This is a genomic window from Aquimarina sp. AU119 (genome assembly GCF_900312735.1).
In the GTDB taxonomy this organism is placed as follows: domain Bacteria; phylum Bacteroidota; class Bacteroidia; order Flavobacteriales; family Flavobacteriaceae; genus Aquimarina; species Aquimarina algiphila.
Map to the genome: position 1 here is coordinate 368,604 of NZ_OMPF01000022.1, position 13,761 is coordinate 382,364.

7 protein-coding genes are annotated in these 13,761 nt (G+C 31.4%); 5 read left to right on the plus strand and 2 right to left on the minus strand.

Annotation, left to right across the window (positions count from 1 at the left end):
- Nucleotides 1-6: 6 nt before the first annotated feature.
- A complete protein-coding gene (locus tag DK442_RS19525; protein ID WP_160114267.1) occupies nt 7-2,823 on the minus strand; it encodes a tetratricopeptide repeat protein in 2,817 nt (938 codons plus the stop codon).
- A gap of 250 nt (nt 2,824-3,073) precedes the next feature.
- Between DK442_RS19525 and DK442_RS19530 the strand changes: the two genes are divergently transcribed.
- Entirely contained in the window at nt 3,074-3,775 is a 702-nt protein-coding gene (locus tag DK442_RS19530) for a hypothetical protein (RefSeq protein WP_109437572.1), read from the plus strand.
- A 47-nt stretch (nt 3,776-3,822) separates the two neighbouring features.
- Here the strand turns inward: DK442_RS19530 and DK442_RS19535 are convergent, their stop codons facing one another.
- Entirely contained in the window at nt 3,823-4,350 is a 528-nt protein-coding gene (locus DK442_RS19535) for a hypothetical protein (protein ID WP_109437573.1), read from the minus strand.
- Between the two features lie 265 nt (nt 4,351-4,615).
- Here DK442_RS19535 and uvrA point away from each other — a divergent pair, with 265 nt between their 5' ends.
- The 4 genes from uvrA to DK442_RS19555 all read left to right on the plus strand — a co-directional run bounded on the left by uvrA (nt 4,616) and on the right by DK442_RS19555 (nt 13,757).
- Nucleotides 4,616-7,456, plus strand: coding sequence for an excinuclease ABC subunit UvrA (gene uvrA, locus DK442_RS19540; protein ID WP_109437574.1), 2,841 nt, complete (start codon nt 4,616-4,618; stop codon nt 7,454-7,456).
- Between the two features lie 12 nt (nt 7,457-7,468).
- Entirely contained in the window at nt 7,469-8,158 is a 690-nt protein-coding gene (locus DK442_RS19545; protein ID WP_109437575.1) for a TIGR00730 family Rossman fold protein, read from the plus strand.
- A 159-nt stretch (nt 8,159-8,317) separates the two neighbouring features.
- Nucleotides 8,318-11,149 carry a metalloprotease gene (locus DK442_RS19550; RefSeq protein ID WP_109437576.1) on the plus strand — a complete coding sequence of 944 codons (2,832 nt, stop codon included), beginning with the start codon at nt 8,318-8,320 and terminating at the stop codon, nt 11,147-11,149.
- 193 nt (nt 11,150-11,342) lie between these two features.
- Nucleotides 11,343-13,757: a thiamine pyrophosphate-dependent enzyme gene (locus DK442_RS19555; RefSeq protein ID WP_109437577.1), complete on the plus strand. Its 2,415-nt coding sequence runs from the start codon at nt 11,343-11,345 to the stop codon at nt 13,755-13,757.
- The last annotated feature ends 4 nt before the right edge of the window (nt 13,758-13,761 follow it).

Below are 13,761 nucleotides of genomic sequence, written 5' to 3' on the forward strand. Positions count from 1 at the left end.
TTTGATTTAAAAATTTATAACATTAAGAAACTGTGAAACAGACCTTTTAAGTAGATTACGTTTTGCAATAACCTTTTTCTCTATAAATGGTATATTAATTTCTATTACAGTTCCTCTATTTCTTAACGTATCAATATACATAGTACCGCCTAATGTTTTTGTTCTCGAAGAGATATTACTTAACCCTATTCCTTTTGAGGACTTTTCCACATCAAAACCAATTCCGTCATCTTCAATGATAAGCTTAATCGTTTCATCCAGGATTGTGAATTGTAAATCTACTCTCTCTGCATATGCATGTTTAATAATATTACTCATTAATTCCTGAGTGATTCTATATAATTCGATTTTTATTGTATCCTCGAGTTGATTAAACCCAGACGGAGGAAAGAAATCATTATGTATTGCAAAAGTGCATGTCTTTGATAAATCGGTTAGATAATCGTTTATTAATTTTTCAAACGTATTATTAAGAATTTTAGGAGGGATTAAATGATGCGACAATGCACGCACCTCATTATATGTTCCATTTACATTCTTTATTATAGTTTGCAGATCAGAATCAGAAACTCCTGATAGTTTATTTAAATCCAATTTTATAGCAGCTAGATTTCCTCCTATCCCATCATGTAATTCTTTTGCTATTCTTTCTCTTTCCTTTTCTCTACCATCATGATTTGCATTTATTGCTTCTATTTCTTTTTTAGCTATTATCTTTTGTGTTTTTAATCTCTGACGATAATACATTATTGTAAAGAAAGATGCCAATAAAGCAAGGATCCCTCCTGCTATAGCTATATTTCTAAGAATAGCTTCACGTGCTAACTGTGATTTTTGAATTTTTATTTGATTATTTTGAATTTCTTTTTCTGCAATTTGCAGACTATTCTCCATATTTAATTGATCAATCAAACTTTTTCGTTGTGCCGCTTTTAATTGAATTATATCTCGCTCTTTTCGTTCTTTTTCCAAATCTGTTTCCAGATTCACTCTATATAATTCATCTTTTTGACTATTAAATAAAATAGCTTGATATTCTTTCTCTTTTTGAAGAAGTAAAATTTCTTTTTCTTTTTTATCAGTATCGTATTTTATCTGTATATCTGCAATTTGTTTAATCTTATTGAGGCTAAAAATACTATCCTTTATTGAAGTATATTTTTTATAATATAATAATCCTTTCTCATGTTCATTTAACTTTTCATAACATTTAGATAGCCAAAAATAATTATTCTGAATTTCGGTTCGGGATTTTGTTTCAAGTGAAAGCTTTAAACTTTTCTGAAAAAAATGTTCTGACTTTTTATAATCTTCCAATTCATAATAAATCATGCCTAATCTAGTATACAATTCTATTGCAACTTTTTTCAACTTTCCTAATTCTTTATCCATTTCTAAAGCCTTATTGAGGTAAGTAAGAGCTTCAGTATTTTTACCCTGGCTACGCATACATTCTGCCATGGCATCATAATAAAGTAGAATTTGTCTAGGGCTTGTATTTTCATCAAACTCATTATAAACCTGATCCAAATATGATATAGCGGTAGTAAATTCTTTTTGTTTGACTTTGGTTCTGCCTAGATTTAAATTTGCAACCATCATTCCTGTTACCCTATTCTTTTCTTTGAAAATAGCCAGTGACTTTTTATAATTTTCTTCAGCCATCTTATAATCATTCAATAGAAAAAAAGCTTCGCCAATATTATTATAAATACCTGGTAATTCTCGTTTATCATTTGATTTTTCATAAAAAACAAGGCTTTCATACAAAAGTTCAATCCCTTTTTGATAATTACCTTGCTCTATATGTACAGCTCCCAACATACCCAGAAGACTAGCTTCATTTTCTTGATCCTCTACTTGTTTTGAGATCTCCAAAGCGTTACCAAAATACTCCAAAGACTTTTGGTAATCTCCTTTAACAATAAGAGCAGTTATCCCTAAATTGGTATATATATTAATAATGTTTTTATAATATCCATGCTTCTGGCAAACTTTTAAAGCTTCTAAATAATACTTTTGACCTTCATCATATTTACCTCTTCTACTAAAAAACAATGCTCTACGCATAGTAATACCACTAATTGCTCTGGGATTATCAATTCTTTTTGCAATTGAAAGTGCTTTTTCGTGATGTCTACTTACCTCTTCTATACTACCGTTTTGCTTAGCTATTAAATCTGCAATTTTTGCATGCAGGTTAATCTGTAGATTGTTATCATTAAGTATTTTTGCAAAGTTTAATGCTTCTTCAGCAAAAGATTTGGCTTTTTCATTTTTTCCATCATCAGAATAAATTTCAACAAGTCCATTCATACTCCAGGCAATTCCATCGGTATCATTTATTTTTTTACAAATTGTTAAACTTTTATGATAATATTCTTTAGCATTTTGGTCATCATGAGTTTTAAGGTATAATTCTCCCATATACCTATATAAGTTCGCTTCATCTTTTTCACTTTTAATCGTAGAAAAGATAGTTTTTGCAATCTCAAAATGCTTAGCAGATTCTTTATACTTACCTGTAATGATATATGCATCACCAATCAACGTATGTGCTCGTCCAATATTTACCTGATCATTTATTTTCTCACTTAATTCTATTACTCTTTCTGCATATTTAATTGTCTTTTTTTGATCTTTATTTTGGTAAACCTTAGCCAAGGCTAATAATGTAGAAGCACGATCTTCACCACTAGAATTTGCCAATCTAGAATTGAGGCTATCAATAACATTACGTTTTTGTGCTTGAATCGCAGGAAGTGAAATAGCAGATACAAAAAACAAAATAACAAAGAAATGTAGCTTAAAAATATTTTTCAAAACAATAGGGGCATTTATAGGAAGCTTAGCTAAAATAAAAAAATTGTTAACTAAAACCTAAAAACTATATTTAAAATACGGTAAACCACATTAGTGCTAAAACATTTAGAATCAAATAAAGTTAATTTAAAAAACCAATATTATTTTTAGTATTTCACTAAATTGGCAGAAATTTATATTCTAGTACATTAAGTTTCTGTTATTGTAATAATATCAATAGAATATAAAACTATTTTTAAACCACTATCCATTGAGAAAAAAACTTATAAAGCTTTTTAAAATATTAGTATTAAGTATTCTTGCCTTGATCGTTATTACAATTGCCACTTTATATTTTTCTTTACACGAAAAACTTCCTGAAGGTGAAGCAGGAATTAAGGCTGATAATTTTGCATTAAAAATTCAAAATGCTGTCAAACATGATCAATATATAAAAACAGATTATTTACAATGGACTTTTAGAAATAAAAATCACTATATCTGGGACAAACGAAAGAACACAGTACAAGTAGATTATGATGGACATAAAGTAATTCTTGATCTTGATCACCCAGAAAGAAATAAGCTTGTAAATCCTGAGCATTTCTCGGATAAAATTATAAAAAAAGCCCTTGCAAATTTTAACAATGATTCATTTTGGGTAGTTGCTCCCCATAAATTATTCGACAAAAAAACTACTCGACAATTAATTACATTAAAAGATAACTCCAAAGGGTTATTAGTAACATATTCCTCTGGTGGTACAACTCCCGGTGATTCTTATTTATGGAAAGTTGATTCTAATTATCGTCCTATTAGTTATAAAATGTGGGTTTCTATAATTCCTATAGGTGGTATTGAAGCCACATGGGAAAACTGGATAGACACAGATAGCGGAGCGCACCTCTCTCAACAACACAAACTATTAGGCTTTGGAATTCCAATAACCAATCTAAAAGCATGGAACGATTAAAAAATATACAAAACTTTTTCCATTAAGTAATGTGATCATTTTAGTGCTTATTTATTTTTAGAACTATCCCCAACAAATTGCTGAGATTTATTCTTAAATAGCACATTGAATGTTGTTAAACTACCATAAATTCTTGTAATATATTGTTGTAAATCTATTTTATCTTGATCATCAAGTTTTGAACTATTAATTTTTTGTTCCATAACCCTGATCCTATCTCTCACCATAACTATTTTATGAAAGAATTTATCTATAGGTAATTCTTTTGATGACAGATTCTGATCTCCTGGTTGCAAAATTAGGTTTCCCCCTTTCCATTTATCAGCAATAGGAATAATTTCTGAAACATCACTATATCGTTTTAAAATATCTCTTAAGGCCTTCTCTACTTCGCTAAAACTCACAGTATCTACTTCATCTTCTACCCCCTCTATAACTTCATATTCATCATCAACTCCTATGGTCTCCAGTCCATTTTCAATAAAAGTTACCCAATACATTTTTGAAGTCACATTAGTGACGACACCTAATCCAAATTCTGGATGTTTTATTCTGGATCCTATCCCTAAAATCATAATTATATTTTTTTTTAAAAATAGTAAGATTAGTATTAATTAGAAAAATTAATACTGCAAAAAAAGCCAGGAAATGAATGTCGATTACCAACTCATTTGTATATAATGAAATTAAATTTTGATACTTTTTCTTCTTCAACATCAGTCGTATTGCGATTATTTTGCTTCTCTTTAAAAAAATAAGATTCAATTAACAAAACTGAAACTAAACCTATTTTACAAAACGCTCTCAAATAACTACATTTGCAATCTTGGTTTAAAATTTATGGTCGCATCAGAAGAAAATATTGAGGTTTTAGGAGCACGGGTTCATAACTTAAAGAACATTGACGTTACCATACCTCGCGAAAAATTAGTAGTAATTACCGGATTATCAGGTTCTGGAAAATCGTCTTTGGCTTTTGATACTATTTATGCAGAAGGGCAACGACGATATATAGAAACCTTTTCTGCCTATGCAAGACAATTTTTGGGAGGCCTAGAACGCCCTGATGTAGATAAAATTGATGGACTTTCTCCTGTCATCGCTATAGAACAAAAAACAACAAGTAAAAGCCCTCGCAGTACAGTAGGAACAATCACAGAAATTTATGATTTTTTAAGACTGTTATTTTCCAGAGGAAGTGATGCATATAGTTATAATACTGGGGAAAAAATGGTAAGCTATAGTGATGAGCAAATCCAAAACCTTATAACAAAAGATTTCACTGGAAAAAAAATAAATATTCTAGCTCCCATTGTACGCTCAAGAAAAGGACATTATCGTGAACTTTTTGAACAAATCGCTAAGCAAGGATTTGTAAAAGTTCGTACAGATGGTGAAATCAAGGATATTACCAAAGGAATGAAACTCGATCGGTACAAAACTCATGATATTGAGATTGTAATTGACCGATTAATGATTACAGAAGGTCAAGATAATTCAAAACGTCTAATGGAAACCATCAATACCGCAATGTATCATGGTGATGATGTTTTAATGGTTATTGAAGAAGGTGCTAAAGAAGCTCGTTTCTTTAGTAGAAATCTAATGTGTCCTTCTAGCGGAATATCATATCCAAATCCTGAACCCAATAACTTTTCCTTTAATTCTCCAAAAGGAGCATGTCCAAAATGTAATGGGATTGGTAATCTTTATGAGGTTAACCTAAAAAAAATAATACCCGATGATTCTTTATCTATTAAAAACGGAGGGTTAGCTCCACAAGGGCCACAAAAGAATAATTGGATTTTTAAACAGTTAGAATTAATAGCTCAACGCTTTGATTTTAAACTCAGCGATCCAATACATAAAATCCCAGAGGATGCAATGGAAATTATTCTTCATGGAGGAAAAGAGAAGTTTAGCATAGATAGTAAAACCTTAGGGGTAACACGAGAATATAAAATTGACTTTGAAGGCATAGCTACTTTTATAGAAAACACCTATAAAAATAATGACTCCACTTCTTTAAAACGATGGGCAAAAGATTTTATGGACAATGTGCAGTGCCCAACATGCGAAGGATCACGATTACGTAAAGAGTCACTATACTTTAAAGTTAATGAAAAGAATATCGCAGAATTAGCTGCAATGGATATCATAGAGCTTTCTGAATGGTTTATAGCACTTCCTGAGCTCTTAAGCGAAAAACAAAAAGCCATATCTGGAGAAATATTAAAAGAGATTAATGCCAGACTTCGTTTTTTGATTGATGTGGGTCTTACCTATCTTTCTCTTAACAGAAGTAGTAAATCCCTTTCTGGAGGAGAAGCTCAACGTATTCGTCTTGCTACTCAAATAGGTTCTCAATTAGTAGGAGTTTTATATATTCTTGATGAACCAAGTATTGGGTTACATCAAAGGGACAACGAAAAATTAATCAACTCTCTAATTCAATTACGGGATATAGGCAATTCTGTTATAGTTGTTGAACATGATAAAGATATGATCGAACGTGCCGATCATGTTATTGATATAGGACCTTTAGCAGGAAAACATGGAGGCGAAATTATTAGCGAAGGTACTCCTCTGGATTTAAAACTTCACAATACATTAACAGCTGACTATCTAAGTGGTAAAAAACAAATAGAAATACCTGCAAAAAGAAGAAAAGGAAATGGAAAAACTATTTCACTAAAAGGAGCAACAGGAAATAATCTAAAAAATGTTTCTATAGACATCCCATTAGGAAAAATGGTTGCAATAACCGGAGTTTCCGGAAGTGGCAAATCTACGCTTATTAATGAAACGCTTTATCCTATCTTAAATGCATATTATTTTAACGGAGTAAAAAAACCAATGCCATACAAAAGCATAAAAGGGCTTGAACATTCTGATAAAGTAATTGATATCAACCAATCTCCAATTGGTCGTACTCCAAGATCTAATCCTGCTACATATACTGGAGTTTTCTCTGAAATACGAAGCTTATTTGCTAAAACTCCGGAAGCAATGATCAGAGGATATAAACCTGGACGTTTTAGCTTTAATGTACAAGGAGGAAGATGTGAAACTTGTAAAGGAGGAGGCTTACGGGTTATTGAAATGAATTTCCTACCAGATGTGTATGTAGAGTGCGAAACGTGTCAAGGAAAACGTTTTAATAGAGAAACTTTAGAAATTCGTTACAAAGGTAAATCCATCTCAGATGTACTAGAAATGACTATTAATGAAGCATGTTTATTTTTTGAACATGTTCCAAAGATCTTCAGAAAATTAAAAACTATACAAAATGTTGGCTTAGGATATATTACCTTGGGCCAGCAATCCACTACCTTATCTGGTGGAGAAGCACAACGTATCAAACTGGCTACAGAATTATCCAAAAGAGATACTGGTAATACATTTTATATCTTAGACGAACCCACTACAGGGCTGCATTTTGAAGATATTAGAGTACTAATGGATGTATTGAATACATTGGTAGACAAAGGAAATACAGTCCTCATTATAGAGCACAATCTTGATGTAATTAAAATGGCTGATTATATCATAGATATTGGTTATGAAGGAGGAAAAAACGGAGGAAAAGTTGTAGCCAAAGGTACTCCAGAAGAAATTATAAAAGATAAAAAGAGTTATACTGCTAAGTTTTTAAAGAAAGAACTAGGCGTTTTAAATTAAAGCATACGATTTATGAGAAAAGAACAACACCATAAAGGTTGGAACGAAATAAAAACTAATGATTCCTGGGCAATCTTCAAGATCATGGGAGAATTTGTAAATGGATTCGAAAAAATGAGTAAAATTGGACCTTGTGTTTCAATTTTTGGATCAGCACGTACAAAAGTAGACGATAAATATTACCAACTAGCTGTAGATGTTGCCAAAGAAATTGTAAATCAAGGATATGGAGTAATTACTGGTGGTGGCCCTGGTATTATGGAAGCTGGAAATAAAGGTGCTCATTTAGGAGGTGGAACTTCTGTAGGACTAAACATTGAATTACCATTTGAACAGCATGATAATCCATATATCGATAGCGATAAAAGCCTAGATTTTGATTACTTCTTTGTTCGAAAGGTAATGTTTGTGAAATACTCTCAAGGATTTGTAGTTATGCCTGGTGGATTCGGAACATTAGATGAGTTATTCGAAGCGATAACATTAATACAAACTAAAAAAATTGCAAAATTTCCTATTATATTAGTAAGTACTGAGTTTTGGGGGGGACTTATTGATTGGGTTAAAAGTACATTACTTGAAAAGTTTAGCAACATAAGTCCGGGAGACTTGGATCTTATTCATGTTGTAGATACCCCCAAAGAAGTATTAGATATCTTAGATAAATTCTATGGAGAATATAATTTAAGTCCAAACTTCTGAAACATTTTATTATCAAATGAGTTACTTAAATTGAATATTAACACAAATAATCACATATCAAGGCATAGCTTTTTAAAAACAATTTAAATCCAGCTCGTATATAAAGTGAGTTTTATAATTGTTCTATTTGTTAAAAGCACTTTTTATTAAATCTAAGAATTGAATATTAAGAGACTATATAATTTCATAATTGTTTTTTTTGCGTTGACTATTACGTCATCAGCGCAGCATAGTATACTTATAGATGCTCAATTGGATCCTCAAAAAAAGATCTTAACAATTGAGCAAGAAATTACCTATACAAATACATCAAATGATACGCTTTCAAAAATATTCTTTCATGATTGGGCGCATAGTTTCTCAAATAAAAACACTCCGCTAGGGAAAAGATTTTCTGAAGACTTTTTAAAGAAATTCTATTTTGCAAAGGACAATGAACGAGGGAGTTCTGTAATTCAAAAAGTAACTGATAACAATTCTCAGCCTTTATTATGGAGTCGCTATAACAAGACTCCCGATATTATATGGATTGAGACCTCCCAACCTATTTATCCAGGGCAAAATCAAACTTTTCTTTTAAAATACCAAATCAAAGTACCGAGTAACAAATTTACACGGTATGGATATCATGCAAACGGAAATTTTAGTTTAAAATATTGGTATATCGTTCCTGCTGTATATGATACAAAATGGAATATTTATAGCCATAAAAACTTAGATGACTTGTATGCCCCACTGGCAAATTATAAAATAAATCTCACTATTCCAGAAGAATATGAGGTCATGAGTGAGTTAAAAAAAGAGACGATTTCATCTTCAGAAGAAAAAACAAATAAAACGATCCAACTTACAGGAGATAATAGAAATGAAATAAATCTTTACATTGAAAAGAACCTTTCGTTTTATAGTTTTTCTACAAATGGTACTGAATTGGTTAGCAATATAGATGATAATGATCTAATGCCAAAAATGAAATCTGTAGCTATAGACAGAATTATTACTTTTTTAAATCAAAGGTTAGGCCCTTACCCTTTTGACAAATTATTGGTTTCTGAAAATGATTATAAAAACAATCCTGTATATGGCTTAAACCAGTTACCTGATATCCTAAGACCTTTTCCAGATGGCTTTCAATATGAAATAAAGCAATTAAAAACAATAACTGGAAATTATCTTGAGAAAACACTACTTATCGATCCAAGAAATGATACCTGGGTAAAAGATGCTATACACATCTACTTAATGATGGCATATACAGAAAAGTATTATCCAGAAATGAAAATTATTGGTAAGCTTAGTAAAGTAATTGGCATAAGATGGTTTCATGCAGCAGATTTGGATTTTAACGATCAATATTTTCTAGCTTATAAAAATATGGCCAGATTATTCTTAGATCAACCTCTTACCATGCCAAGAGATGAGTTGGTAAAATTTAATAGAAATATTGCTAATTCATATAAAGCAGGAGTTGGATTTAAATACTTAGAAGATTATTTGGGAGACGATAATATTGTTGACCAAAGTATAAAAGACTTTTACACGCAAAATGTTCTAAAACACACAAATTCAAACGCATATAAAAAAGTACTCTCATCATTGTCTTCTAAAGATATTGAGTGGTTTTTTGAAGATTTTATTGCAACAAACAAAAAACTAGACTTTAAAATAAAATCTGTTAAAAAAAGAAATGACTCTCTTGAGGTTACTATAAAAAATAAGAGCGATAATACTATGCCCGTATCGCTTTACGGCTTTAGAAAAAAAGAACTAGTTTCTAAAACATGGGTTACAGAAATTAATGATACCAAAAAAGTAACAATTGCTAATGAGGATATTAGTAAACTTATATTGGATTATGATCAAAATATACCTGAGGTAAATAGAAGAAATAATTATAGAAACTTAAAATGGATATTTAACAAACCTATACAATTCAGATTTCTTGAAGATGTTGAAGATCCAAGATATAGTCAAGTTTTTTTTATTCCGGAAATTGAATTTAATGTATATGATGGTTTTACTTTAGCTTCAAAATTTTACAATAGATCCATTATACGACGAAATTTTGAATACAATATATCCCCTGCATATGGTTTTAAATCGAATAAACTATTAGGATCAGCATCTATTTTTAATAGACATCAAATTGCAGATTATGGATTATATCAGATACGATATGGTGTAAGTGGAAGCATGTTTAGTTATGCTCCCGATTTATTGTTTAGGCGATTTTCTACCTCTGTTAGTTTTCGTTTCAGACCAAAGGATTTAAGGTCAAATGAAAATCAAAGATTAACTCTTAGAAACATTAATGTCTTTAGAGAAAGAGATGAGGAGAATCCTGTTGTCACTCCTGATTATAATGTATTTAATGCCAGGTACAGATACTCTGATTTTAATCTTATTAATTTTTTAGGATATACAATTGATTATCAATTATCAAAAAACTTTAGCAAAGTATCTACAACCATAAATTACAGAAAGTTGTTTCTAAATAATCGTCAGTTAAATCTAAGATTATTTGCTGGTACTTTCCTTTTTAATGATACAGAGAAAGATGGAGATTTCTTTAGCTTTGCTCTGGATAGGCCAACAGATTACTTATTTGATTATAATTATTTAGGACGTAGCGAAGATACTGGTTTTGTAAGCCAACAAATTATTTTGGCCGAAGGAGGATTTAAATCTCAACTAGATTATCCATTTGCAAATCAATGGATTACAACATTTAATGCAAATACAAACATCTGGAATTGGATTTATGCATATGGAGATGTTGGTTTAGTAAAAAACAAAAATATTTCTCCCAAATTTGTATATGACGCAGGAGTTCGATTAAGCTTAGTTGCTGATTATTTTGAAGTTTTCTTTCCAGTAGTTTCAAATAAAGGATGGGAAATCTCACAACCCAACTATGAAGAACAGATTCGATTTATTATTACGCTAAGTCCAGAGACATTGATAGGACTTTTTACCAGAGAATGGTATTAGGAATATCCAAGACATCATATAAATGTGAAAATTTTGCGCATTTGTTAATCAATCCTTAAAATACCACCCAAAAAAGACAATTTGCTAATAAAAAAGCATTTTAACTGAATTATATTCAAAAAAATTAAGAGTTTTTACCTTGCAAATGGCGTCTATTTTAACTAAATTTGCACCCTATAAAAAAATCGTTCACATGCAGCCTGAAACCGTTACTTCATCTAATATTTCATTCGAAGAATATAGAAATCAAATACTTAGCGATTATAAAATCGCATTGATTAGTAGAGAATGTAGTTTATTAGGAAGACGTGAAGTATTAACGGGTAAATCAAAATTTGGAATTTTTGGAGGAGGAAAAGAACTCCCTCAACTTGCAATGGCAAGAGTTTTTCGTAATGGAGATTTTAGGTCTGGATATTATAGAGATCAAACCTTTATGATGGCTATTGATCAATATACTATAGAACAATTTTTTGCTGGCTTATATGCACATACAGATATCCAAAAAGAACCTTTTGCTGCTGGAAGACAAATGGGAGGCCACTTCGCCACCCATAGTTTAAATGAAGATGGCTCCTGGAAAAATCTAACTCAACAAAAAAACTCTAGTTCTGACATCTCTCCTACGGCTGGACAAATGCCCCGTCTATTAGGTTTAGCTCAGGCATCAAAGGTATACCGCAATGAAAAGAGTGTTGAGAATCTTACTAATTTTTCTACTCAAGGAAATGAAGTTGCATGGGGAACTATTGGTAATGCCAGTACAAGCGAAGGCTTATTCTGGGAAACAATAAATGCCGCAGGAGTTTTACAAGTACCTATGGTAATTAGTATCTGGGATGATGAATATGGAATTTCTGTACATGCAGAACACCAAACAACAAAAGAAGATATCTCTTTAATTCTAGAAGGTTTCAGACGAGATGAAAATCATGAGGGTTATGAAATTTTAAAAGTAAATGGCTGGGATTATCCTTCGTTAATGAGTACTTATGAACGTGCAGAAGAATTAGCTCGGGAAAAGCATATTCCTGTTATTATTCACGTAAAAGAACTTACCCAACCTCAAGGGCATTCTACTTCTGGATCGCATGAAAGATATAAAAGTGAAGAACGATTAAATTGGGAGCGTGAATATGATTGCAATAAAAAATTTAAAGAATGGATCATTGATCATAACATTGCAACAGTAGAAGAGTTACTTGATTTTGAGAAAGCAGCAAAAAAGGAAGTAAGACAAGGAAAAACAAATGCCTGGAACGCTTTTATATCTGAAATAAAATCTGAACAAAAAGAAGCACTCGAAGTATTAAAAGCTGTTGAAGAAAAAAGTGCTAATAAAAACTTTATCTCTCCTCTTATTACTTCGTTGGCATCAAAAGAAGAGCCAATTCGAAAAGACATTCTCGAAGCCACAAGAAAAACATTACGCTATCTCACGAAAGAAAATTTTGCAGAAAAATTGATGTTGCAAAATTGGATCAATACATATATTGCAAATATCCAGCCTAAATACAGTGATCATTTATACAGTGAAAATGATAACAATGTTATCAGCATCAAAGAAGTGTTACCTGTTTTTGATAACAATGCAGAACTAGTAGATGGCAGACTTATTATCAGAGATAATTTTGAAAAATTATTCGATAGAATTCCAGAAGCTTTAATTTTTGGAGAAGATAGTGGAAAAATTGGTGATGTAAACCAAGGACTAGAAGGTCTTCAGGAAAAATTTGGTCAAATTAGAGTATCTGATGCTGGTATTCGTGAAGCTACTATAATTGGACAAGGAATTGGGATGGCCATGAGAGGGCTAAGACCTATTGCAGAAATCCAGTATTTAGATTATATCCTATACTGTATTCAAGGATTAAGTGACGATCTTGCCACACTACGGTATAGAACTTTTGCCAAGCAAAAAGCTCCATTGATCATACGAACTAGAGGTCATAGATTAGAAGGGATATGGCATTCGGGTTCTCAAATGGGTGGTCTTATTCATTTACTTCGAGGAATTCACATTCTTGTACCAAGAAATATGACTAAAGCCGCAGGATTTTATAATACATTGATGGAAAGTGATGAACCGGCATTAGTAGTAGAATGCCTTAATGGTTATCGTCTAAAGGAAAAGATGCCTTCTAATTTATCTGATATCAGAACCCCGATAGGTGTTGTTGAAACTATAAAAGAGGGAAGCGATATCACTCTTGTATCTTATGGTTCTACACTACGATTAGTAGAACAAGCTGCAAAAGAATTATTATCTGTTGGCATTAATGCCGAAATCATTGATGTCCAGTCTTTACTCCCTTTTGATTTACATCATGATATCGCAAAAAGTGTATCCAAAACCAATCGATTATTAATTATTGATGAAGATGTACCTGGTGGTGCTACTGGTTATATTTTACATAAGCTTATTGATGAACAAAATGTTTATCAATACCTAGATAGTAAACCACAAACATTAAGCGCACAACCACATAGACCTGCTTTTGGAACAGATGGAGATTATTTCAGTAAACCTTCTATTGAAGATATTTTTGAATATATATACTCAATAATGAATGAAGCTGATCCTGCTGCTTATCCAAAATTAAGATAACAGG